Origin of the sequence: Enterobacter sp. BIGb0383, from assembly GCF_003751845.1 — a bacterium.
Classification (GTDB): Bacteria; Pseudomonadota; Gammaproteobacteria; order Enterobacterales; family Enterobacteriaceae; genus BIGb0383.
The window spans coordinates 14,534-36,960 of sequence record NZ_RJKQ01000001.1; the positions used below are offsets into that span (position 1 = coordinate 14,534).

23 protein-coding genes and 1 pseudogene are annotated in these 22,427 nt (G+C 57.5%); 23 read left to right on the forward strand and 1 reads right to left on the reverse strand.

Annotated elements, in window-relative coordinates:
- The first annotated feature begins 56 nt into the window (after positions 1–56).
- The 8 genes from EDF81_RS00070 to tssJ all read left to right on the forward strand — a co-directional run bounded on the left by EDF81_RS00070 (position 57) and on the right by tssJ (position 11,301).
- Complete coding sequence (locus EDF81_RS00070) at positions 57–590, forward strand: DUF3304 domain-containing protein (RefSeq protein ID WP_123345140.1); 534 nt, start codon at positions 57–59, stop codon at positions 588–590.
- Positions 581–3,070, forward strand: a complete 2,490-nt coding sequence (locus EDF81_RS00075; protein WP_260232620.1) for a DUF2235 domain-containing protein — start codon at positions 581–583, stop codon at positions 3,068–3,070. The genes EDF81_RS00070 and EDF81_RS00075 overlap by 10 nt, the downstream gene beginning before the upstream one ends.
- A 13-nt stretch (positions 3,071–3,083) precedes the next feature.
- Positions 3,084–3,350 carry a PAAR domain-containing protein gene (locus EDF81_RS00080; protein WP_123347622.1) on the forward strand — a complete coding sequence of 89 codons (267 nt, stop codon included), beginning with the start codon at positions 3,084–3,086 and terminating at the stop codon, positions 3,348–3,350.
- Positions 3,347–4,492: a hypothetical protein gene (locus EDF81_RS00085; protein WP_123345142.1), complete on the forward strand. Its 1,146-nt coding sequence runs from the start codon at positions 3,347–3,349 to the stop codon at positions 4,490–4,492. Before EDF81_RS00080 ends, EDF81_RS00085 begins: the two co-directional genes overlap by 4 nt.
- A gap of 277 nt (positions 4,493–4,769) precedes the next feature.
- The gene (locus tag EDF81_RS00090; protein ID WP_404851433.1) at positions 4,770–7,898 is read left to right on the forward strand and encodes an ImcF-related family protein; all 3,129 of its coding nucleotides are present in this window, start codon (positions 4,770–4,772) and stop codon (positions 7,896–7,898) included.
- Between the two features lie 76 nt (positions 7,899–7,974).
- On the forward strand, positions 7,975–9,729 hold the full coding sequence (gene tssF / locus EDF81_RS00095; protein ID WP_123345145.1) for a type VI secretion system baseplate subunit TssF: 1,755 nt from the start codon (positions 7,975–7,977) through the stop codon (positions 9,727–9,729).
- The gene (tssG, locus tag EDF81_RS00100) at positions 9,693–10,778 is read left to right on the forward strand and encodes a type VI secretion system baseplate subunit TssG (protein WP_123345147.1); all 1,086 of its coding nucleotides are present in this window, start codon (positions 9,693–9,695) and stop codon (positions 10,776–10,778) included. The genes tssF and tssG overlap by 37 nt, the downstream gene beginning before the upstream one ends.
- Positions 10,756–11,301, forward strand: coding sequence for a type VI secretion system lipoprotein TssJ (gene tssJ, locus EDF81_RS00105; protein ID WP_123345149.1), 546 nt, complete (start codon positions 10,756–10,758; stop codon positions 11,299–11,301). Before tssG ends, tssJ begins: the two co-directional genes overlap by 23 nt.
- 53 nt (positions 11,302–11,354) lie before the next feature.
- Here the strand turns inward: tssJ and EDF81_RS00110 are convergent, their stop codons facing one another.
- The gene (locus EDF81_RS00110; RefSeq protein ID WP_184999433.1) at positions 11,355–12,062 is read right to left on the reverse strand and encodes a S24 family peptidase; all 708 of its coding nucleotides are present in this window, start codon (positions 12,060–12,062) and stop codon (positions 11,355–11,357) included.
- A gap of 117 nt (positions 12,063–12,179) precedes the next feature.
- Here EDF81_RS00110 and EDF81_RS00115 point away from each other — a divergent pair.
- The 15 genes and pseudogenes from EDF81_RS00115 to EDF81_RS00185 all read left to right on the forward strand — a co-directional run.
- Positions 12,180–12,539 (forward strand): annotated as a pseudogene (locus tag EDF81_RS00115) (antiterminator Q family protein); the annotation flags it as partial.
- Between the two features lie 471 nt (positions 12,540–13,010).
- Positions 13,011–13,346 (forward strand): ferredoxin, encoded by a 336-nt coding sequence (locus EDF81_RS00120; RefSeq protein WP_184999434.1) that lies wholly within the window; start codon positions 13,011–13,013, stop codon positions 13,344–13,346.
- An 86-nt stretch (positions 13,347–13,432) separates the two neighbouring features.
- Positions 13,433–13,816, forward strand: coding sequence for a phage holin family protein (locus tag EDF81_RS00125; RefSeq protein ID WP_123345153.1), 384 nt, complete (start codon positions 13,433–13,435; stop codon positions 13,814–13,816).
- Positions 13,803–14,087: a phage holin family protein gene (locus EDF81_RS00130; protein WP_123345155.1), complete on the forward strand. Its 285-nt coding sequence runs from the start codon at positions 13,803–13,805 to the stop codon at positions 14,085–14,087. Before EDF81_RS00125 ends, EDF81_RS00130 begins: the two co-directional genes overlap by 14 nt.
- Complete coding sequence (locus EDF81_RS00135; RefSeq protein ID WP_123345156.1) at positions 14,084–14,695, forward strand: glycoside hydrolase family 19 protein; 612 nt, start codon at positions 14,084–14,086, stop codon at positions 14,693–14,695. The genes EDF81_RS00130 and EDF81_RS00135 overlap by 4 nt, the downstream gene beginning before the upstream one ends.
- On the forward strand, positions 14,692–14,970 hold the full coding sequence (locus tag EDF81_RS00140) for a hypothetical protein (RefSeq protein ID WP_123345158.1): 279 nt from the start codon (positions 14,692–14,694) through the stop codon (positions 14,968–14,970). The genes EDF81_RS00135 and EDF81_RS00140 overlap by 4 nt, the downstream gene beginning before the upstream one ends.
- A complete protein-coding gene (locus EDF81_RS23985; RefSeq protein WP_184999488.1) occupies positions 14,939–15,103 on the forward strand; it encodes a hypothetical protein in 165 nt (54 codons plus the stop codon). Before EDF81_RS00140 ends, EDF81_RS23985 begins: the two co-directional genes overlap by 32 nt.
- Before the next feature lie 13 nt (positions 15,104–15,116).
- Complete coding sequence (locus EDF81_RS00145; RefSeq protein WP_123345160.1) at positions 15,117–15,674, forward strand: hypothetical protein; 558 nt, start codon at positions 15,117–15,119, stop codon at positions 15,672–15,674.
- An 8-nt stretch (positions 15,675–15,682) separates the two neighbouring features.
- Positions 15,683–15,847, forward strand: a complete 165-nt coding sequence (locus tag EDF81_RS00150) for a DUF2635 domain-containing protein (RefSeq protein ID WP_123345162.1) — start codon at positions 15,683–15,685, stop codon at positions 15,845–15,847.
- Positions 15,844–17,340, forward strand: a complete 1,497-nt coding sequence (locus EDF81_RS00155; protein ID WP_123345164.1) for a phage tail sheath subtilisin-like domain-containing protein — start codon at positions 15,844–15,846, stop codon at positions 17,338–17,340. The genes EDF81_RS00150 and EDF81_RS00155 overlap by 4 nt, the downstream gene beginning before the upstream one ends.
- Positions 17,340–17,696 carry a phage tail tube protein gene (locus tag EDF81_RS00160; protein WP_123345165.1) on the forward strand — a complete coding sequence of 119 codons (357 nt, stop codon included), beginning with the start codon at positions 17,340–17,342 and terminating at the stop codon, positions 17,694–17,696. Before EDF81_RS00155 ends, EDF81_RS00160 begins: the two co-directional genes overlap by 1 nt.
- Positions 17,696–17,983 carry a phage tail assembly protein gene (locus tag EDF81_RS00165; RefSeq protein ID WP_123345167.1) on the forward strand — a complete coding sequence of 96 codons (288 nt, stop codon included), beginning with the start codon at positions 17,696–17,698 and terminating at the stop codon, positions 17,981–17,983. The genes EDF81_RS00160 and EDF81_RS00165 overlap by 1 nt, the downstream gene beginning before the upstream one ends.
- Positions 17,984–18,103: 120 nt before the next feature.
- Positions 18,104–19,996: a phage tail tape measure protein gene (locus tag EDF81_RS00175; protein ID WP_123345169.1), complete on the forward strand. Its 1,893-nt coding sequence runs from the start codon at positions 18,104–18,106 to the stop codon at positions 19,994–19,996.
- Positions 19,997–20,058: 62 nt separating this feature from the next.
- Positions 20,059–21,363, forward strand: a complete 1,305-nt coding sequence (locus EDF81_RS00180; RefSeq protein WP_123345171.1) for a DNA circularization protein — start codon at positions 20,059–20,061, stop codon at positions 21,361–21,363.
- Positions 21,360–22,397, forward strand: coding sequence for a phage baseplate assembly protein (locus tag EDF81_RS00185; RefSeq protein ID WP_123345173.1), 1,038 nt, complete (start codon positions 21,360–21,362; stop codon positions 22,395–22,397). Before EDF81_RS00180 ends, EDF81_RS00185 begins: the two co-directional genes overlap by 4 nt.
- Positions 22,398–22,427: the final 30 nt, after the last annotated feature.

The following is a 22,427-nucleotide window of genomic DNA, read 5'->3' on the forward strand; positions in this document are numbered from 1 at the left end:
TCCCGATATTGTTATCACTCAGATAGCGTTCTACTTAAAGATAATAAGGAATTAAAATGGATTTGATCAAAATAACCTTATTTAAAAGACTTTCTGTTCTTTTACTGTTCGGTCCGCTACTGCTGGTCGGGTGTGACGAACCCGAAAAATGGAGCGGGGGAGATCTTCGCGGTGTTAATCATACCGCAAACGGTATTAATTATTTTGAGGTGAACTACTCCAGGGGGCCTAATATTGGCGCTTTTGGTGAAGGAGGAGGGTCTTGTTGTATTTCTCTGCCCAATAAATGGCGACCAGGTTTACAGGCTAGAGTTGAATGGGAGATAGACCCAAATCCATATGAAGAACTACCACGTATCAAAAATGGTTTTGGTTTTGAAAAGGAAGCTTATGCACGGCATGCCGCTAACTACCAAAAACATAATATGACTATTGATATTCCCGACTATGGGGATGAGAAGTGCGGTCTGACGGTTCATTTTTTACCCTGCAATCAAATTAAAGCCACCGCCTCATGCTGGACGTATGGTGCCGCTAAATATCCGATCAAAGAACCCCACAAAATGGAGGAACCTGCAGTATGTCCGTAATAAATTTTGCTCCGATATCGGCCCCGCCGTTCTTCCCCTCTAAAGGTCGGTTACCCGACGCTATTGACCAGGTGCAGGCCAATGCGAATTTACAAATCCGTGAAGAGAAGGAGTATAAGCTGCGACTCAATGCCCAAAATGGGCTGAACAACACGCCACCCTGCTGTAAAAGCCTGCATATCAGCCTGTTTTTTGACGGTACCAATAATAATGAAAAGGCCAGCTCTGAGGCTGCACGCCCCAACCCCAGCAATATTGCCCGGATGTATCATGCGGCGCTGGACGATATTGAGAGCGGATATTATCGCTACTATATCCCCGGGGTGGGAACCGCCTTTCCGGAAATCGGGGAGATGGATTTCAGCAATGCGGGGCTGAAGTATGCCACCGGCGGAGAGGCGCGTATCAACTGGGCGCTGCTGCGTATTGTGGATGCCGTGAGGCATACCTTAATAAATAAACGAGTGAAGGATAAGGAGGTGAAAGGATTTGTAAATCCCGATGCGTATGTAGGTAATGACAGCGACGCCTGGGCAAAGAAAGCAAAGCGGCAGCATGTGTTCAGTCAGCTGTTGGCCCCTCTGCGCGCCAGAGCCAAAACCCATCAGCCTAAAATTCTTAAAATCAAACTCTTTGTCTACGGTTTTTCCCGCGGGGCCGCAGAGGCGCGGGCCTTTGTCAACTGGCTGACGGATATCCTGGATGCGGCGCTGGTCCCGCAATATGTGTATGGTCCCGGCGGGAGCATTGAAAGGATTTCCCTGCCGCCTGATATCCCTTTACTGCTGGGCTGGCCGATTTCCGTCGAGTTTCTTGGCCTGTGCGATACCGTGGCCTCGGTGGGGCTTGCGCGCGTGGCCCCCGGGGCCAGGGGGCATATGGCCTGGGCGGATGATAACCTGGGCCTGCCGAATGAGAGTGAATACCCCGGTTTTATCCGCAGCTGTTACCATTTTGTCTCCGTCCATGAACAGCGGCTGTGCTTCCCGCTGGATTCCGTGCGGCGCAAGGAGGGGCACTACCCGGCGAATACCTGGGAGGTGGTCTATCCCGGGGTGCACTCGGACGTCGGGGGCGGATATGCCCGGGGTGAGCAGGGGAAGGGCGTCGAGGATGCGCTTATTCTGTCGCAGATTGTTCTGCATGACTTGTATGCTGCAGCCTTTGCTGTAGGGGCTCCCTTTCGAGTAAGGGCGCAGTATCTCTCTGAGTATCTAAAAACTTCGGGACCTGACCGTGTTATGTCCACTCAGGTTGAGGATGAGTTTAAGATCGACGGAGTTTTGAGCAAGCGCTTTAATCTCTGGCGCACGACGCTACAGGCGGACCTGCCGCAAACCCCGGAGCCGGGGTATGAACCCGTTCCGCTCTCTTATCCGCTGGAAAGCGTGGTTGAACAGCAGATGGCCTGGATGACCGCCTGGCGTATTGGCCGTTTTGTTAATGGCAGCTATCTGAGGCAGCCTTTTTATCAGGCCGCGGACTGGAACAGCGGGGACGCTGAGCCGGTCAAACGTAAGGCCAGTGAGAACAAACGGGATGAGGCACAAAAAAAGCGCGAGAACGCGCGAAAAACCGTGCCGGAAACGCCGGGGGTACCGCTTTTTGAACCCGCTCTCGATCAACAGCAACTACAGCAGGGGGCGAACGAGTTTCGGGCCGATTATCAGTCCCTCCTGCCTTTTATGGTGGGGATGAACCGTGACAATACCGGCGGTCTGACGCAGACCGTGCTGGACGCTGGTTTGGGGAAGCTGACGTATATTTTTGACGCTGACGATCAGGCCGGTGAATACACCCTGATGAAAAAAGCGGGGGAGGCGTTAAAAAGGACGCTGTTTAAGGATGAGTATGGCGCCCTCACCGATGATAGCCGCTGTGCGCAGATTTGTGCTCTGTATGATGACCATATTCATGACTCCCGGGCGTGGTTTATGCACTCTGCCATGGGCTCTCGCGAAATCTGGGCGGGGTATTTTCGCTATCGCACTATCTACAGCGGCGATTATTGCAATAAGGAAACCTCGCTATTAAAGATGTCTCAAAAAAGCGGGGAAGTCCTTATTGGGTTACATATTTATGCCGCGCAAAAAGGTACCCGTGCCGTCGTTGTAACAACACAGGGGCTGGAAAAACTGGGTGACTCGGTGAAAAAGGGTCTGGCGTTGTCAGAGCAGGCGCGTCAGTTGGAGACTGAAATCACCGCGGCCCGGAATGAGAAACTCCGCGAGCTGGGGGATGCCTTTATTCGTGGCGTGGTCGAAAAAACAAAACCGTCGACGTCCATCGAGACATGCCTGGTTTCTGATGCCAGTGGTCGGGCGGTTTGCCGTGCGCCGGTATATATCAATATGGTATCCCCGGTGCGCGACGCCACTCAGCTGCGAGAAATTTATAACCAGCACGTAGCCGAAAGCGATCAACAGCAAATGGATGAACTGGTAAAGAGTCTGAATAGTCAGGCGCAGGCCAGCCAGTAACAGGGAGAGTCGGATGGGGACGTTAAAAAAAATAGTGCGTCAGGGCGATACCCTGCGCGAGTACGGTGGAACCGTTTTATCCGGAAAATATCTTGCCTTTGGTAAACCCATTGCACGGGTCGGGGATGCGGTACGGTGCAATATGCACGGAATGACGACGATCGCTGAAGGGGCTGCAGGCACCCTGATTGAGGGAAAGGCCGTGGCGCTGGATGGGCACCGCTGTGCCTGCGGCTGTACCCTGGTGAGTTCATTACAGGGGGTGGATATCGCGCCATGAAATATCCACCGCTTTACCCTGACTATCGGGTCATTATTCCCCCTGATAAAAAACGATGGGGAGTAGCCTGGCTGGTGGGGACTGTATTCTGCGTGTTTTGTACCCTCTGGTTGTGGCCTGCAGACCAACCGATTCATACTTTTTCGTTCTGGTTCTGGATTGCCATTTTCCCCACGCTGCTCACTGGACTGCTGTTTGCTTTACGCAGCATGGTTTATCAGGTCGCGTCAGGAAATCAGCGGGCCTATCGTTATATTCTGCAGCAGACGGAAGAGGAGTGGTGGCAGCAACGCTCCGCCGGGCTCCCGATAGAGCCCTGGTGTTTGCTGGGGCCGGGCGGGGATAAACCTGAGTATCATCTGGCTGCATTGACAGAGAATCCCCCCCCACCGCAACCCGTGATTATCGGGCAGGGTTTACCTGTTTTGCACTGCCCACAAATACTGGAAAACGATATTTCTCGCAGAGAAGCGGCGTTAACCCGGCATTTAGTGCGAACGCTGCTTGATGTTTACCCTTTAAAAAGCACGCTTGCGCCGGTATTTACGACCCTGTACTGGTGCGGTGCCCCGGAAGAAGGGCAGCGATTTATTCGGGCACTATCGGAAAAAGGATGGCAGTTCCAGCAGCCGCTTTTACTCCTCAATGATATCGATCGGCTGGATGATGCTATCGATCATTATTATCGCCTCTCAGGGAATAAAAATAATCGCATACTCTGCGCGGGGATTTATTGCCCGCAGCATGAAGAGAGCACGCAGATTATGGGAGAGGCCGGTTTTGTCTGGAGTGTCGGAACACAGGGGAAAGTGAGCGTACAGCGTGCAGAGCGGCAGGATATTTCAGATGAGACAGCACAATTGTTGCTCGGGCGTGCTGAAAAGCTCGCACAACTCACGGGGCCACCAGAATACTGTCTGTCGTTTAATCGCAGCGCAGCTGAATATTTGCAGTCGGGGGGATGGCCGACACTGAAACATATTCAGGAGCCATTTTGGGGAGATCTCCAGAGGATATCGCCTTTTATTGCGATGACGCTGGCGGCCTTCCAGAGTCTGAGCATAGAACAACCCTGCGGATGGATAACTCAGGATATAGAACGCAAATATATTACTGGAGTAATTAGCGTTGATAAAAAATAAGGAACGTCAAGGTTCTCTCCTACGTCAGGTCATCTGGTATTCACTCACGGTGACATTATTACTGGTGCTGCTGGGATGTCTGTACTGGTTATTTAAGGACAGGCTCCAGCTACCCCCTGTCACATTACAAACGCTTCTGTTCTGTTTGGGGGGCGGCTGGCTGGTACTGATGTGGCTTTCGCCATTTATTTTACTGGGGTGGAATGCTTTAGCGCGTTCAGAAGCCTTTAAAAAGATCCATGGCGCAAAACTGGCGTCACAGGGACAGACTTCGAATGTGAATTCACATTATCTGGCTGGTCTGCGCCAGCATCTTTGTGGACGCTATGGTTATTTCTGGCGCTCAAAAATCCGCATTCTCCTGATCGCCGGTGACGAAACCGCTATTGACCAGCTGATCCCAAACCTGCGTACCCACCAGTGGCTGGAAGGTAACCGCACCGTTTTACTTTACGGCGGTAGCCTGAAAGGTGACGTTGACGGCGAACATTACGCCGCGCTGCGTAAGCTCCGCCGTGGTCGGCCGCTGGACGGGATTATTCGGGTGATCAAGGCGGAGCAGAACCTTACGCTATCCGTGAGCGACAGCGACCTGCGCGGGCTGGAGAAAATCAGCGAGGCGCTGCGTTACTCTGCCCCAGTCTGGCTGTGGCAGCTTTGCGACAGCGACTGGCCGCAGACGGAGCGTCAATCCCAGTCCGTGGGGATTTCGTTGCCGCTGCGGGCTGAGCCCGACGATGTTGTTACGCAGCTCAAAAAACTGCTGCCACAGCTGCGCGAGCAGGGGCTGTCCCAGATTGCTGAAGACCAGCGTTATGATTTCCTGCTGCGCCTGGCGCAGCGGCTGGAAAAAGGGGATATCGAGGGCTGGAAAACGCGTCTGACGCCGTGGCTGTATGGGGCGCAGCAGCGTGTTCCACTGCGGGGGCTGATGTTCAGCCTTGAGAGCGAACCCGAACCATCACAGGCAGAGGACGATGCTGACAATGCGCACCGGCACGCTATGACGTTTCCGGCCACCTGGCAGGGCGTGACCGATGACTGCACGCGCGTGCGCGGTCGCCGCGTCGGTTTGCCCTGGCAGCAGACGCTGGCCTGGACCCTGATGGCGTCGATCGGTCTCTGGGGGGCAGGGATGTTGCTCTCCTTCACCCTCAACCAATACCAGATTTCGTCCGTGGCGACGAAAGCCCATGCTCTGGTGGAACAGCCTTCTGTCTCGGATGAACAGCTGACGGCGCTGCACGATCTCCGCAACGACGCCGGTCGCCTGCGCCAGCGCATCAACAACGGGACGCCCTGGTATCTGCGCTTCGGCCTCGATCACCATGCGCAACTCCTGGACGCGATGCTGCCCTGGTACGGCCTGGCGAATAACCGTCTGATCCGCGATCCGGCTAATCTGGCCCTGAACCAGAAACTGACCGCGCTGGTCAGCTCCGCACCCAATAGCGACCGGCGGGCGACGCTGGCTAAGCCGGGGTACGACCAGCTCAAGGCCTGGCTGATGATGGCCCGTCCGGATAAAGCGGACGGCGCATTTTACGCGCGGACCATGGCGGCGGTACAGCCTACGCGGGCGGGGATCTCGACCGGGCTGTGGCAGAGTCTTTCTGCGGATCTATGGGCATTTTATCTTGCTGAACTCGCCCACCAGCCGCAGTGGAAAATCACCCCCGACCCAGGGCTGGTCGGCCAGAGCCGCCAGGTGTTGCTGCAGCAGATTGGCCGCCGTAACGCCGAAAGTACTCTGTATGAAAATATGCTCATCTCGGTGCGGCGTAACTTTGCTGACCTGTCTCTGGAGGATATGACCGGTGACACCGACGCGCGTCGATTGTTCAGCTCCGATCGGGTCGTACCGGGGATGTTCAGCCGGGAGGCCTGGGAAGGCGGCATCCAGCAGGCTATCGAGAAGGCGGCGAATACCCGTCGGGATGAGATTGACTGGGTACTCAGCGACAGTCGACACAGCGTGACTGCCGACCTTTCGCCGGAGGCGCTGAAAGCCCGTCTGACGCAGCGTTACTTTACGGATTTTGCCGGGAGCTGGCTGAACTTTCTTAACGGTTTGCACTGGAAACCGGCCCACAATCTCGCCGATGTCACCGATCAGCTGACGTTGATGAGCGACGTGCGTCAGTCCCCGATGATCGCGCTGATGAATACTCTGGCGTGGCAGGGGCAGACCGGTCAGCAGAGCGAAAGATTGTCGGACTCCATCATTAAATCGGCAAAAGATCTGATAGGCAGCAAAAACAAACCGGCTATCGATCAGCGCGCCGCGGGTCCGCAGGGACCGCTGGATGAAACCTTCGGGCCGCTGCTGACGCTGATGGGCAAAAACAGCGCCGGTAGCGCGATGGCGGCGGACAGCTCCCTGAGCCTGCAGGCGTATCTCACCCGTATCACCCGCGTGCGACTGCGGCTGCAGCAGGTGGCGGGCAGCGCCGATCCGCAGGAGAGGATGCAGACTCTGGCCCAGACGGTCTTCCAGGGAAAAAGCCTTGATCTGACTGATACGCAGCAGTACGGGAGCCTGATGGCAGCCAGCCTCGGTGAGGAGTGGAGCGGGTTTGGCCGGACGCTGTTTGTGCAGCCGCTGACGCAGGCATGGGAAACGGTGCTGCAGCCGTCGGCGGCCAGCCTCAACCAGCGCTGGAATCGTGCGATGGTGGAGAACTGGCACACGGCCTTTGAGGGGCGTTTCCCGTTTGCTGCCAGCCAGAGCGACGCTTCCCTGCCGATGCTGGCAGAGTTTATCCGCAGGGACAGCGGGCGTATCGACCGGTTCCTGTCCACGGAGCTGAGTGGGGTGTTGCACAAAGAGGGCAGCCAATGGGTGCCGGATACGGTGCATGGTCAGGGTCTGACCTTTAACCCGGCGTTCCTGAAGGCGGTGAATCAGCTAAGTCGGCTGGCGGATATTCTCTTCACCGACGGCAGGCAGGGGATCGGCTTCGATCTGCAGGCGCGAGCGGTATCACAGGTGGTGGAAACCCGGTTAACGATCGACGGTCAGGTGCTGCATTACTTCAACCAGATGGCCGACTGGCAGAGCTTCCGCTGGCCGGGAGAGACGTTTAAACCCGGGACGATGCTGACCTGGACCTCCACCCGTGCCGGGGCGTGCCTGTTTGGTGACTATGGCGGAACCTGGGGTCTGATCCGCTGGCTGGAGCAGGGCAAGCGGCAGCAGCTGGACAGCAGCCAGTGGATGATGAGTTTTACCGCACCGGACGGTCTTACCCTCCAGTGGGTGCTGCGTTCGGAGCTGGGCAACGGTCCGCTGGCCCTGCTGGCGCTGAGGGGCTTCAGCCTGCCGACGCAGATTTTTAGCGTTGATGCCGACGCGGCGGCTCAGGCGCTGGGCGGTAACAGCGAGGACATCGGTACAGAGGAGTGACGTGTTCTCAGAATGTCGCTCAATACGCGCTGCAGCACGCTGCGGCGGATACTCAGGATAAACAGAAAAAGAAATTATGGACGATCTAACCCTCCGCTATTACGACGCTGAAATGCGTTACCTGCTGGAAGCAGGTGAAGAGTTTGCCCGCGCCCATCCGGACCGGGCGGCAATGTTAAACCTTGATAAATCCGGTGCGCGCGATCCCTATGTCGAAAGACTGTTTGAGGGGTTTGCCTTTCTGATGGGGCGGCTTCGCGAGAAGCTTGACGACGATCTGCCCGAGCTGACCGAGGGGCTGGTCAGCCTGATCTGGCCGCACTATCTGCGCACGATCCCGTCGATGTCGGTTGTCGAATTCACTCCCGACTGGCGTGAAATGAAAGAGGTGATGCCCGTCGCCAAAGGTTTCGAAGTGCTCTCCCGACCCATCGGGGAGAAAGGCACACGCTGTCGCTACACGACCTGCCAGGAGATCGAACTGCTGCCGCTGCGGCTGGAAAAGGTGGCGCTGACCACCGACACTGAGGGACGCTCGGTGGTCAGCCTGCGCTTTGCCTGCAGCAGTCTTGCCGACTGGACCCGCATCGACCTGCGTCATATTCCGCTCTATTTTGATGCCGATGCGCCGCTGGCCAGCGCCATGCACGAAGCCTTTTCCCTTAACGTGGATCGGCTGTGGCTGCGACTGCCCGGCGATGTGGACAGGCGTCCCTTCGACGGCTATTTCACCGCGGGGGGATTCGGTGACGATGATGCGCTCTGGCCGAAAGGCAGCAGCAGTTTTAGCGGCTACCAGCTCCTGCTGGAGTATTTCACCTTTCGCGAGAAGTTTATGTTTGCCGGTCTGCGTGGGCTTGAGCACGTTGATTTTCCGGCGGCACTGCCGTGGTTTGAAATTGACGTGGTGCTTGCCCGACGCTGGGAGCACGACTTCAGCTTTACCGGGAAGCATCTGCGGCTCAACTGTGTACCGGTGATTAATCTCTTTCCGCTGGAGTCAGACCCGCTGACGCCTGACGCGCTGCAGACCGAATATTTGCTGCGTCCGATGCGCGTCCAGGACGGACACACGGAGATTTATGCTGTCGATTCGGTGACGTCAGCCAGTCAGCATTCCTGGGTGCCGTTTTCCAGCTTTCGCCATAAGGGCGGCATGCTGCGCCACGAGGCGCCGGAATATTACTATCACACCCGCGTCCGCCGCGGGCCGTCCGGGCTGCATAACACCTGGCTGATCCTTGGCGGTGAAGCCTTCGATAACCATCGGGTGCCGGAAGAGGAAAATCTGTCCCTGACGCTGATCGGGACTAACGGCCAGCTGCCGCGTCGGGCCTTGCAGAGTACCCTGCTGGACACGGTGATGAAAACCACCACGGCGCGCCTGGCCGTACGCAACCTCTGCGCACCGACCCTGCCGTGTTATCCCCCTGACAAAGACCGCTTTCACTGGCGGGTATTAAGCCATCTGGGCAGCGGCTTTTTGTCGATGATGGATAATGCGGAAGTCCTGCGCGGAACCCTGGCGCTGTACGAGTGGACGGATAGCGAGGTTAACCGCCGACGTCTGGAAGCCATCATGGAGGTGAAGCACAGCGAAACAGAACGGTTCGAGCAGGGATATCTGGTTCGCGGCGTACAGATTGAAGTGACGCTCGACAGCTACGGTTTTGCCGGAAGAGGGGATATCTGCCTGTTCGGTGAGATGCTGAGTCGTTTCTTCGCGCTCTATACCGATATTTACCTCTTTAACCGTCTGATTATCATCCTGCAACCGACCGGAGAGCGCCTGGAATGGGAAGAGAAACACAACCGCCGCATTCCCGGCTGACCCCGGGGCTGGAAGCCGATCTGACCCGGATTAATTTTTATCGCTTCTGTCAGCTTCTGGAAAAACAACGGACGGGAAAATCGCCGCTGGGTTCCACCAGCCATCCGGCCGACGATCCGGTGCGCTTCTGCCCGCATCCGGGAATGGGGTTTCCGGCCGGAGAACTGAAAGCAGTCGAATATGACGAAGAGGATGAGAGCCGACCGCCGGTGATTCGCACCACGTTTATGGGCCTGTACGGTGTCGATTCGCCTCTGCCGACCGCGTATCTCGATGACATCACCCGGCGCAGGGAAGGGCATGAGGCGTTACAGGGATTCCTGGACATTTTCAGCCACCGCATTCTGACGCAGTTTTACCGTATCTGGCGTAAATACTCCTGGCCCGCAACCTTCGAGCCCGGCGGCACGGATGCGCTGTCTCAGTCGCTTCTTGGGCTGGTCGGACTGGGGATCCCGGGAACGGCAAACCATATTGCCACGCCGGTATCACGCTTTCTGGCCCTGCTGGGGGTATTACGTCAGCCGGGTAAAACGCAGGAAGGGATGCAGGCGCTGGTGGGGCTCCTGGCCCCGGACACCCGGGTGAAGGTCAGCCCCTACTGTCTGCGTCCGGTGGACATTCGCAAGCCTCTGGGTTTTTACGGCGACGAGGATTTTCTGCTGGATGGCAATGCGCCTCTGGGCGATGAGGCGATGGATGCCGGTAGTCAGTTGCTGGTTGCCCTGACAACGGAGAATGAACAGGAGGCCCGGGGCTGGAGACCGGAGGGGCTGCTGTATCAGGATTTTCTGGTAATGCTGCGGGTGTATCTGGGCTGGCGCTTTAAGGCAAAAATTCAGCTGACCGTCAGTACCCGCCTGCTGGCCGTCTCTCCTCTGGGTGACGAGGCATTCTGCCCCGGCATTAACGGCGTGCTGGGCGCCGATGATGACGCGTCTGCGGGTGATATCCCGCCAACTTTTACCACAGACCTGGGCTATTACAGCGGTCTGCCGCGCGCTACACAACAACAAGGAAACCGATGTGTTACGTACAAGTTTGATTAAAACCACGGGCTGGCTGCTGCCCCTGCTGGCGCTCACTCTAACGGGATGTGGCCTGACTCAGAGCGTCACGGATAGCACTAAATCGGCATTTAACGCCGTCTTTTATAAGAAGATCAAGGTACTGCATCTGGACTTCACAGCCCGTGGGGCGCTAAACACCGACGCACGGGAGAGCAGCTCGCTCTCGGAATCGGTGGTTATACGCGTCTATCAGCTGAAGGATCGCAAGACGTTTGACAAAACGGTCTATCAGCAGCTTCTGAAGGAGGGCGATACCCTGCTGAAAGATGACCTGCTGGCCAGCCGGGATGTGGTGGTTAAGCCGGGCGGTGATACCAGCCTCGATATGCCGCTGGAGGCGGAGGCAAAATTTATTGCCGTCGTCGGGCTGTTTCGCCATCCCGATATGGAGAAGAACAGCTGGCAGGTGGTGCTTGAACGTGAAGCGCTGGAGCCTGACAGGCCGCGGATAGTGGAAGCCGGGAAAAACCATCTGACGCTGCAGCCGGTTAAAGATGACTAACCTCCACGCCTTCAGGACAGGAATGACGGGCGGAAATCCGCCCGTTGCCGTGACTACAGTCGGTTATATTTCACCGATTCGTGGAGCAACGCTTTACCCATAATATAAAGCTGGTCCTGATTTTTTTCGTCGATATACCATTTTTCATAGGCGGGGTTATCCGACAGCACGGCAAGTCGGGTGCCCTGCATCTGCAGACGCTTCACGTGGAAGGTTTTGCCGTACACAAAGGCGTAGACGCCGTCGGTCTGGAAATGGCGAATGGAAATATCGACGAACAGGCGGTCGCCGGAGTTGACGGTGGTGGCCATACTGTCGCCGTTGACCGTCATCACTTTTACATCCTGTGACGGACGGTTGCCAAACAGCGAGACGGCGTGCTCGGTGGTGAACTCGATAGCAAACAGCACTTCGACATAGTCGGAGAGCATATAGGCGCCCGGCCCGGCGCTAATGGTTAAATCAAGAACCTCAACACGATACACATTCTCTCTCACGTCAGTTTGCCCCTCAGGAAATCCGCCGACGATCCGATCGCCAAGCAGCCAGGATGAGGACGTGCCAATTAAGGCCGCCAGTTCCTGCAGCTTGCCACGACGTGGAATCGCCTCCCCGTTGAACCACTTGCTTACCGCTTTCGGCGTGAGCTTCATGCGCTTCGCAATGTCGGCCTGACGGCCATGTACGGGTAACCCCGCGTTGTCACAGGCCAGCGCCAGCCTTTGGGAGAACTCTGTACGCGCTTTCTCTTCTTGTACCATAGGTTCAATTATAACCCCTCTTGCGTGAACTTTCAGTTCCGGTATAATCTGTACTAACGGTTCATTTTACAGGTTGTGGTCATAACGCCGCGCCGACTGACGAAGTGGAGAGAGAGTATGCGTGATATTGCAAAAGTACTGGAGCGTTGGGGCGGCTGGGCGGCAAGTGACGGCAATGGCCTGGGCTATGCACCGATTGCCGCTGGCTTTAAAGGGCTGCTGCCCTGGACCAGCAAATCCCGGCTGTCGTGCAGCGACGATGATGCGCTGGTGATTGAGAGCTGTCTGGCGCGTCTGCGGCAGAAAAAACCCGAGGAGCATGCGCTGCTGGTGGCTTATTATCTGTATCGGGTGTCTAAACGCAGCATGGCGCGGGCGCGTAAAAAGGATGAAAAACTGGTCCGTATTGAAATTCAGATGGCGGAAGGCTTTATTGATGGCTGCCTGGCGATGCTCGATGTACGTCTGGATATGGACCCGGAAGTGGAGTGGGAAATTCCTCAAGAAAAAACAGTAACGCGGTCCGCGAAAAGACCTGTACTCTATACAAAGTGGTGATTTAGCCACTCGACATAAATATCCGGCCCCGCAATTGCGGGGCTTTTTTATGGGCGAAATTAATTTTAAAAAGCATTAACGCGGTCCGCATTAGGTGGGGTAAAGTAACTACACTGGTTATTTAGCATGACGTTAACCGGTGCTCTCCCGAAAGCTTCTTTTTTGTTTGTCTGAAAAAAAATAAAAAAGAGTAACGCGGTCCGCAAAATACGCTGTAAATTATAAAAATGCCGAGTTGGCATGATAACTCAAACACGAAAACGCCTCGCTCTGACGAGGCGTTTTACGTTGTGTTGCTGTGAATCAGAGTCAATGATTAATTCCGGGTTGCCTTGTTAGGTGATTTTTCAGTTTTTATTTTTGATTCTTAATATAAAAGGAAATTGCATCATGAAATACTCTATTACAGATACTTTTTTTAATGAAACCTATGACTGCGACGAGGGTATGTTAATTCTCGACGCTGCCGAAAATCATGGTCTTGACTACCCTTACTCTGGACGCTCTGGAGGTGATTTATCATCTATTGCATTACGTTTGTCAGGGCAGGTCCTTGATGAAAGTGGTTTTTTATCTCCACACGCACAAGCTGCAGGTTTTTTCCTGACGGATTCGTCTTTTCCTTTGACTGATTTGGTTATTGCCTCTCAGGATATTTTTCTTCTGTATGACGAATACACTCTCGATCCGGATAAATGGTTTTTCCCAGCGCAACACGGGAATTAATCAATCTGCATTTTACAGGCCACGCATCGCGTGGCCTTTTTATTTCCCTCTATTAAAGAGGAGTCAACAAATAGCGAGGAGGCTAAATGTCCGATCCTGTTTCCGGCACCACCGTTGCGGCGGCGGGGCTGATGGGGGCCAGTCTATTTGGCCTGGCGACCGGCCTTGACTATGGCGTGGTATTTGGCGCCTTTGCCGGGGCGGTCTTCTACGTGGCCACGGCGGCCAGTATTAGCCGGGTGCGGCTGGCTGGCTACTTCTTTACTTCATTTACCGTCGGCGTGCTGGGGGCCGGGCTGGTTGGCGCCAGGCTTGCCGACTGGACGGGCTATCGCGAACGCCCGCTGGATGCGCTGGGCGCGGTGCTGATCTCCGCGCTGATTATTAAGGTGCTGACATTCTTCAACAGCCAGGATCTCAACGGCCTGTTCTCTCGCTTTAGAGGAGGCGACGGCAATGGGAGTCGATGAATTTTGTGCGCTGCTCAACGCGCTGATCTGCACGCTGGTCGTGCTGACACTGATGTTTTATCAACGGGGAGAGGCACGGCATCGGCCGTCGATCTCCCTGCTGGCGTATCTGCTGGTGCTGATTTGGGCCAGCGCACCCTTCGGTTTTCTTTTTGGCCTGTCCACCTCGCCGCACTGGCTGCTGGTAGCGGGCAACCTGATCTTCTGCGCACTGTTGCTGCGCCATAAAGGCAACGTGGCGCGGCTGGTCGATATGCTGAGGCGAAGATGAATCAAACACAATTTCAACGGGCGGCCGCTGTCGGTGATGAGTCCGCTGCACGCTGGTTTATGCCCGTCACGGCCGCCATGCAGGTCTGGGGCATTACCGACGCGGAGGATTGGGCCATGTTTATCGCCCAGGTCGGCCATGAGTCCGCCGGGTTTAGCGCGCTGGTCGAGAGTTTTAACTATACGCCGGAGGCGCTGCTGGCCACCTTCGGGCGGCGGATCACGCCTTATCAGGCAAATATGCTCGGTCGCGTCAGTGGCCGTCCGGCACGACAAGAGGCCATTGCCCGGCTTGTCTACGCCGGGCGGCTGGGGAATAAGGCGCCCGATGACGGCTGGAAATTTCGCGGCAGGGGGCTTATCCAGATAACCGGTCTGGATAACTATCGCCGCTGCGGAGCCGCGCTAAAGCAGGATCTGATTGTCAGCCCGCAGCTGCTCGAGCAGGAGAGCGTTGCTGCCTGCTCCGCCGCCTGGTTTTACGTCGCCCACGGCTGCCTGCAGCATCGCGGCGATGTGGCGCAGGTTACCCGCATTATTAACGGCGGCCGCAATGGTCTGGAAGACCGACAGCGGCGCTACGCGATCGCCCTGGAGGCGCTGGTATGAGCACCCTCAAAATGATTTTTGGAGGCTTTATTGCGGCGTTAGTGGCCGTTATCGGTGCCTTTAGTCTGGGGCAGTTTCGGGGCTCTCGCCGGGCGCAAGCGGATGCAGAGCGGCAGCGCAGCGAAGAGCAAACGGCTGCCGCAATCGCGTTAGCGCAGCGGCGGGTTGAGGTGACAAAAGGAGCCAGCGATGTTCAGCAAAGTCTTGGTCGTTTGTCTGATAACGATATCGACAGCGAGCTGCGTGAAAAATGGCAGCGTCCCGGCGGTGGTTGATACCGCCTGCGACTGGGTCAGGCCAATTTATCTGACGGCAGGTGATATCCAGGCCCTGGATCGGCAAACGAAGCGGGATATTGCCGCCCATAACCGGGTGTGGGAACGCAACTGCGCGCCTTCCACTCACTGAAGCAGGAACCGACATGAAACTCTCCCTGATTATTGGGGCGCTGCGCGAGCGGTGCCCTTTTTTTTCGGGCCGCGTAAGCGGTCTTGCAGCATGGAAATATCCGCCTTCGGCGTTTCCGACGCTGCCCGCCGCCTTTGTGGTGCCGGGTGAAGAGGTCGCGGCCGCACAGCAATCCATCACCGACTACCGGCAGACGCTAACCGACGCGTTTGCCGTAGTGGTGCTGCTGGATGCCGCACCCGCGTTAAACGGCGATGACGGCGTATTCGATACCCTGGAGGAGGTAAAAACGCAGCTCTGGAAAGCCTTGCTGGGGATGCGCCTGGAGAAGGACGGCCACATTATTGTTTATGCAGGCTGTCGGCTACTGGAGGTCACAGACGGGCGACTCTGTTACCAGGTCGACTTTACCTGCGACAGAGAAATTGATGAAGAGATGACCCGCCAGCATGAGGAACTGGCGGCCCTGGAGACATTTCACCAGCTGGAGATTGACCTTGACCCGATAGCGGCAGATGGCCGACCGGACGGCAATGTTGATTATCGCGGTGTTATCACCTTTCCCACCTGAGAAAACCTATGTACGTCAAACCTGTAGCAGGGCGGTCGGTTCCCGACCCCGCCCACGGCGACCTTTTGCCCGCCAGCGGGCGAAATGTTGAAGAGAACAATTACTGGCTGCGTCGCCTGATGGCGGGCGATGTGGAATCTGTTAGCAAGCAAAAAGAAGGTAACGACGAATGAGCGTAAGTTTTAATTCTGTGCCCGGCAACACGCTGGTGCCGCTGTTTTATGCGGAAATGAACAATGAGGCGGCCAGCACGGCCCAGGAGAGCGCACCGTCGCTGCTTCTGGGGCATGTGGCCAGCGGGGCATCTATCCCGATGAATAGCCTGGAGCTGATGCCCTCTGCGGATTATGCCCGGCAGGTCTGCGGCGCGGGCAGTCAGCTGGCTCGCATGGTCGATGCATACCGTGCCACCGATCCCTTCGGTGAAGTGTGGGTGATTGCCGTACCGGAACCGGCCGGTGCGGCGGCGGTAGTCTCCCTGACCGTCACCGGCGAAGCGAGTGAGAGTGGCACGGTTAGCCTCTACGTTGGCCGTAGCCGCGTGCAGGCCGCCGTGGTCACCGGGGATAATGCTGAGGCGGTGGCGGCAAGCCTGACTATCGCCATTAATGCGGATGTGACCCTGCCGTTCAGCGCCGAAGCGCAGGACGGCGTGGTTACCCTGACCGCTCGCCATAAAGGGCTGTCCGGTAATGCGCTTCCGGTCACGCTTAACTTCTATGGCTCCGGCGGCGGTGAAGTCCTGCCGACGGGCGTGCAGATTGCCATTGCGGTGAAAACTGCCGGTACCGGCGCGCCGGATCTGAGCGGTGCGATTGCTGCGATGGGCGATGAACCTTTCGACTATATTGCGCTGCCTTTCAGCGATGCCGCCTCGGTCAACGCCATGGCGACGGAGATGAATGATACCAGCGGTCGCTGGAGCTACGCCCGTCAGCTATACGGCCATCTGTATAGCGCGCAAATCGGCACGCTGTCAGCGCTGGTTGCCGCAGGGGATCTGTTTAACCAGCAGCACATCACTCTTGCAGGCTACGAGCCGGAAACCCAGTCCCCGGCGGATGAACTGGCCGCCAGTCGTACCGCCCGTGCGGCGGTATTCCTGCGCAACGACCCGGCGCGTCCGACGCAAACCGGTGAGCTGGTGGGAATGCTGCCTGCGCCTAAAGGTAAGCGTTTCACCATGACCGAACAGCAGACGCTGCTGACCCACGGCGTGGCAACCGCCTATGTGGAAAGCGGCATTCTGCGTATTCAGCGCGATGTGACCACCTGGAAGAAAAATGCCTGGGGCGTGGCGGACAACAGCTACCGCGATAGCGAAACCCTGCATACCAGCGCCTGGGTGATGCGTAAGCTGCGCGCGACGATCACCAGCAAATATGGCCGCCACAAGCTGGCCAACGACGGTACCCGCTTTGGTCCGGGCCAGGCGATTGTGACGCCTGCGGTGATCAAGGGCGAACTGCTGGCAACCTACCGCCAGATGGAGCGTGCCGGGGTTGTCGAAAACTACGAACTGTTCAAGCAGTACCTGGTCGTGGAGCGCGATGCCAGCGACCCGAATCGCCTGAACGTCCTGTATCCACCTGACTATATTAACCAGCTGCGCGTCTTTGCCGTGGTTAATCAATTCCGCCTTCAGTACTCAGAGGAGATCGCATAATGGCCCGTATCGGTGGCACCTGTTATTTCAAAATTGACGGCCTGCAGCTGTCGCTCACCGGCGACGTTGAAGTGTCCATGAACACCCGCATCAAAGAGTCGGTGATCGACCTTGCCGGAGGCGTGGGCTACAAAGAGAAGCACCGCGCGCCTTATATTAGCGGCACCTTCACCGTACCGAAGGACTTCCCGGTACGCAAAATCACCACCAGCGACCAGATGACTATCACCGCAGAGCTGGCCAACGGCCAGGTCTACGTCCTGTCAAACGCCTGGCTGGAAGGTGAAGCCAACCACAATGCGGTTGAAGGCACCATCAAGCTGAAATTTAGCGGCGAAGAGGGGGATTATCAGTAATGAAAGCCATTCCATTAACCGTTCCGGTGCGCGCGCACGGCGATGATATCGGGGTGCTGGAGCTGCGGGAGCCGACAGGGAAAGACGTTCGCGAACTCGGTTTCCCCTATAACGCCAATGCTGAAGGCGGACTGAAGCTGGATGCGGGCGTTATCGCCAAGTACCTCTCGCGTCTGGGCGGCATTCCGCCCAGCGCCGTGGACGAGATGTCGCCTGTCGATCTCAATACGGTGAGCTGGGTGGTCGCGGGTTTTTTCCTCGGGACCTCGACGCCGTCCGGCTCCTGAACCACTACTTTGACTGCGCCAGATTCTGGCGCATCAATCCCCTTGAACTGCTCGACCAGCCATTCAGCGCGCTTGAACTGCTGGCCGGGCAGGCTAACCGGATCAACAGGGAGTTAGCCTATGGCGACGACTGAACAGATTAAGCTGGTTGCGGATATCAACCAGCTACTGCCAGCGCTCTCGAACACGCTTGAGACGATCCGCAGTATGCAGCTTCCCTCGCCGGACCAGACAATGGGCGAGATGCTACGGGCCATGGATGGCGTTTCCCGTTTCGACACGCTTATTGCCTCATTTAAAGAGGCGAGAGCGAAGGTGCAGGCGGGTCTGGAAAACATCAGTGGGCAGCTCGAATCCACCGGCATGGCCGATTTTGCGCTAAATGGCGTCGATAACGCGTTTATCTCTGCGGCGCGTTCGGCGATGGATTTTGAAGCGCAAATGGTGGGGCTTCGGCGCGCCGTCGCTTTCGACACGCCGCAGCAGTTTGCGCAGATGGGTGAAGATATTCTCAGCCTGTCGGACCGACTGCCGGTTGCGGCGGGCGATATGGCTCGGCTGGTGCAGGCTGCGGGTGAGGCGGGCATCGCTCGGGACGAGCTGGCGGCGTTTACGGAAGATGCCGTCAAGATGGGGACCGCGTTTGATCAGACGGCGGAGCAGTCGGTGGCCATGCTGTCGGACTGGCGCTCGGCCTTTGGTCTGACTCAGGAGCAGGCGGTTTCGCTGGCGGATAAAATCACCGCACTCTCCACAAGCGGGGGCGCTGGCGGACAGCAGGTCGCCGGGATCCTCAGTGTCGTTGGCCCGCTTGCCGGTGGCGCGAGCGAGCAGGTTGCCGCGCTGGGTGCCACGCTTGTCGGCGTGGGTGTGCAGCAGGAGGCGGCAACCGCAGGCATCTCCAGTTTTATGCAGGCGCTAACGGCGGGCGGCGATGCCAGCAAACGGCAGCAGGCGCAGTTTACGGCGCTGGGGCTGTCGGCGAAAACGGTCGCGGCGGGAATGCAGCAGGATGCCGCTGGCACTATCCAGCAGGTGCTGGGCGCACTTTCGGGGCTGGATGCGTCGGGCCGGTCATCGGCGCTGGATTCGCTGTTCGGTCGCGAGTCGGCCGGAGCCATCACGCCGCTGATCGACAACCTTGCGCTGCTGGACAACAACCTGAAGATCGTGAGCGACAGTACCCGCTACAGTGGTGCGATGCAGCAGGTCTGGGAACAGCAAACGGCAACGACGGCCACGCAGCTCCAGCTGCTCAGCAACCAGGCTTCCCATATGGGTATTGCCATCGGTAACGCGCTCCTGCCGCAGATTAACGCCGGAACCCAGGCGCTAATGCCGATGATTGGCGTGGTAACGGAGTTTATCACCGCCCATCCAGGACTGGTGCAGGCGCTGGCGGGGGCCGCGGCAGGCTTCGCCGTTCTCAGAATGGCGACCACGGCGACCAGCGTGGCGATTGGGATCATGTCGAGTATCGCCAGCATGTCGCCTGTTGGGCTGATCGTGCGCGGCATTGCGATGGCGGCGGGCCTGATTGCGGCTAACTGGGAGACGGTCGGTCCCGTCTTTAAAAAAGTCTGGGATTTTATCAGTCCCCTTTTCGAAGCCGGCTGGGAGGTTATGCAGGCCGTCTTTAACTGGTCGCCGCTTGGCCTGATTATTAATAACTGGGGACCCATCGTTGAATGGTTCAAGGGACTGTGGACCACGCTACGCCCCATCTTTGAGTGGTTTACCGGCGAGAAAGCGCAAATGGTTGGCGATCTCAATGCTGAACAATGGGCGCCGGGCGGCACGGGGATTTACGGTACCGGCGTCGCGAATCAGGGTTTTAACCCGTACCAGATACAGCAGACCGCCGGATCCAGTCCGACCGGTAGTCTGACGGTGGACTTCGTGAATGCGCCCCCCGGAATGCGGGTGACCGATACCCGTGCCCAGGGTCTTAACGTCGATCACAATGTCGGCTATACCCTGTACAACCAGTCGGCCCAGGCAGTGGCATTTTAGAGAGCGTTGCTTATCCAACTCACGACCCGCTTCGGCGGGTTTTTTTATATCCGGAGTATTTTATGGTCTGGAAAGAACGATTAGAAACGGCGTCGTTCCGTGGCGTGAGCTTTCATATCGAGAGTGAAAATGCCAGCTTTGGTCGACGCGTACAAACCCACGAATTTCCCAATCGTGACAAGCCTTACAGTGAAGATCTCGGCAGGATTGCGTTGCGGCCCAACATCACGGCTTACGTGATGGGAGATGACTGCCTTGCTCAGCGTGACCGTTTACTCGAAGCGCTGAACAAACCGGGGCCGGGCACCTTAATTCATCCCACGCTTGGGAAAATGATCGTCTGCGTGACGGATCAGATCAAAGTCAGTACCGCCAGCAATGAAGGACGGATGGTGCGCTTTGACCTGCATTTTGTTGAAGCGGGTGAACTGGCTTATCCCCAGGCGGATGCCGCCACGGCCAATATTCTGACCTCTTCCTGTTCGGCGGTTGATGAGGCGGTGAACCAGCTGTTTGCGGGGTTTTCGCTGGCGGGAATGCCGGATTTTCTTCAGGGCCAGGTACTCGATGATGTCGGTCAGATGCTCGACACGATCACCGCTGCGGTGACGCTTGCTGACAGGGCGGCTTTTGATGTCATCCGTTTGCTGAAAGGCGATATCTCCGTTCTGCTGCCGCCGCCCTCATCCGGCACGGGTTTTGTTGAGCGGGTGAAAAAGCTGTGGAACGCCGGTAATCGGCTGGCGGACAACAGCCGCAGACTGCATACCCGGATTAAAAACCTTTCCGGGATCGCGCTGAATAATGGTCTGGCTCCCCGCGGTCTGTGGAAAACCGACAGCGCCACGACCCGCGCCGCCACGCAGCAGCGCAATCTGGTGGCCAGCGTTCTGCGTACCACGGCGCTCAGCGAGGCAGCGCTGGCGGTCACCGCGCTGGCTGCACCGGCGGGCCTGGCGCAGGAATCGACGACACCGACGTCAGGCTGGCCGACACTCTCTCATCCGGCCCTCAACAATGCGGTCGTACCGCAAAATTCGCAGGCTGAACTCCTCACCTGGGATGCGCTGGTGGATCTGCGCGATACGCTGAATGTGGCGCTGGACAGGGAGATCAAGCGTGCCAGCGACGACGGCGTGTTTCTGGCGCTGCGGCGCCTGAAATCCAGCCTGAACATCGATATCAGCGCCCGGCTGGCGCAAACCGAAAAAACGGTTGTTCGTACTCCGGAGGAAGTCACACCTGCCCTGGTACTGGCGGCGGCATGGTATGACGCTGCCGGGCGTGAGACCGACATTATCCAGCGCAACGGCGTAGCCCATCCGGGCTTTGTGCCCGTCAGTGCGCTGAGGGTACCGGTGCGATGAACGATAACGTCACCCTGCGGGTGAATGGCAAAGAGTGGCGGGGATGGACCACGGTGCGTATCGGGGCCGGTATCGAGCGTCTGGCGCGTGACTTTACCGTCGGGATCACCCGCAGCTGGCCGGGGGATGAGGGCAACCGCACTCTTGAGCCGGGCATAAAAAATGGTGCCAGGGTGGAGGTTTTGATCGGCGAGGAACGGGTGCTGACCGGCTGGGTGGAAGCCACGCCGGTCAGCTATGACGCGAAAAGCGTCACCGTTGCCATCAGCGGGCGAAGCCTGACGGCGGATCTGATCGACTGTTCGGCACAGCCTACCCAGTTCAACGGGCGTTCGCTTATCCAGATTGCCGAAGCTCTGGCCGGGCCGTTCAATATTGCGGTGGTGAACGCGGGTGCGCCGGAGAAACCGATTCCGGGCGTGCAGCCGGGCTACGGAGAAACCGTGCTGGCGGTGCTGAATAAAATGCTCGGCCAGCAGCCTGCGCTGATCTATGACAGCCCGCTCGGGGAGATGGTGATTGGCCGCCTGGGCGCGGAGGTGGCAAACACCGCCCTGGTGTTGGGTCACAACATTCTTTCTGCTAAAGCCGAAAAAAGCGTCAGCGGACGTTTTTCCCGCTACCAGGTCGCCGGTCAAAGTGCCGGGAACAACACCAACTTCGCCGCAGCCACCACGTCAGGCGTGCGGGCACAATCCGGGGATCCGCTTATTACACGCTATCGACCGCTGCACCTGCGCCAGACCGGGCAGGCCACCATCGCAAGCTGTATTGAGCGGGCGGAGTTTGAAGCCCGCAAGCGGGCGGCAAAGACCGACTCGGTGACCTACGAGGTGCAGGGCTGGCGGCAGGGCGATGGCACGCTCTGGCAGCCTAATCAGCGCGTTATCGTCAGCGATCCCACCTGCGGCTTCGACAAGCGTGAGTTGCTGATTGCCGAGGCAACGTATATCCAGGACCAGAATGGCACCCGAACCGAGCTGAAGGTAGCGCCGGTCGATGGCTGGTTGCCGACGCCAAAAGAGAAAGGGTAAGGAGGCAGACTAATGGGGCTATTTGATGTG

What these genes read in the sequence shown, in the direction of transcription:
- EDF81_RS00110 (WP_184999433.1), bottom strand. Translation starts at nt 12,062, where the DNA reads ATGGTACAAGAAGAGAAAGCGCGTACAGAGTTCTCCCAAAGGCTGGCG.
- EDF81_RS00185 (WP_123345173.1), top strand. Translation starts at nt 21,360, where the DNA reads ATGAACGATAACGTCACCCTGCGGGTGAATGGCAAAGAGTGGCGGGGA.
- EDF81_RS00080 (WP_123347622.1), top strand. Translation starts at nt 3,084, where the DNA reads ATGGGGACGTTAAAAAAAATAGTGCGTCAGGGCGATACCCTGCGCGAG.
- tssG (WP_123345147.1), top strand. Translation starts at nt 9,693, where the DNA reads ATGGGAAGAGAAACACAACCGCCGCATTCCCGGCTGACCCCGGGGCTG.
- EDF81_RS00165 (WP_123345167.1), top strand. Translation starts at nt 17,696, where the DNA reads ATGAAAGCCATTCCATTAACCGTTCCGGTGCGCGCGCACGGCGATGAT.
- EDF81_RS00125 (WP_123345153.1), top strand. Translation starts at nt 13,433, where the DNA reads ATGTCCGATCCTGTTTCCGGCACCACCGTTGCGGCGGCGGGGCTGATG.
- EDF81_RS00070 (WP_123345140.1), top strand. Translation starts at nt 57, where the DNA reads ATGGATTTGATCAAAATAACCTTATTTAAAAGACTTTCTGTTCTTTTA.
- EDF81_RS00120 (WP_184999434.1), top strand. Translation starts at nt 13,011, where the DNA reads ATGAAATACTCTATTACAGATACTTTTTTTAATGAAACCTATGACTGC.
- EDF81_RS00130 (WP_123345155.1), top strand. Translation starts at nt 13,803, where the DNA reads ATGGGAGTCGATGAATTTTGTGCGCTGCTCAACGCGCTGATCTGCACG.
- EDF81_RS00175 (WP_123345169.1), top strand. Translation starts at nt 18,104, where the DNA reads ATGGCGACGACTGAACAGATTAAGCTGGTTGCGGATATCAACCAGCTA.
- EDF81_RS00180 (WP_123345171.1), top strand. Translation starts at nt 20,059, where the DNA reads ATGGTCTGGAAAGAACGATTAGAAACGGCGTCGTTCCGTGGCGTGAGC.
- EDF81_RS00075 (WP_260232620.1), top strand. Translation starts at nt 581, where the DNA reads ATGTCCGTAATAAATTTTGCTCCGATATCGGCCCCGCCGTTCTTCCCC.
- EDF81_RS00150 (WP_123345162.1), top strand. Translation starts at nt 15,683, where the DNA reads ATGTACGTCAAACCTGTAGCAGGGCGGTCGGTTCCCGACCCCGCCCAC.
- EDF81_RS00085 (WP_123345142.1), top strand. Translation starts at nt 3,347, where the DNA reads ATGAAATATCCACCGCTTTACCCTGACTATCGGGTCATTATTCCCCCT.
- tssF (WP_123345145.1), top strand. Translation starts at nt 7,975, where the DNA reads ATGGACGATCTAACCCTCCGCTATTACGACGCTGAAATGCGTTACCTG.
- EDF81_RS00160 (WP_123345165.1), top strand. Translation starts at nt 17,340, where the DNA reads ATGGCCCGTATCGGTGGCACCTGTTATTTCAAAATTGACGGCCTGCAG.
- EDF81_RS00155 (WP_123345164.1), top strand. Translation starts at nt 15,844, where the DNA reads ATGAGCGTAAGTTTTAATTCTGTGCCCGGCAACACGCTGGTGCCGCTG.
- EDF81_RS00140 (WP_123345158.1), top strand. Translation starts at nt 14,692, where the DNA reads ATGAGCACCCTCAAAATGATTTTTGGAGGCTTTATTGCGGCGTTAGTG.
- EDF81_RS00145 (WP_123345160.1), top strand. Translation starts at nt 15,117, where the DNA reads ATGAAACTCTCCCTGATTATTGGGGCGCTGCGCGAGCGGTGCCCTTTT.
- EDF81_RS00135 (WP_123345156.1), top strand. Translation starts at nt 14,084, where the DNA reads ATGAATCAAACACAATTTCAACGGGCGGCCGCTGTCGGTGATGAGTCC.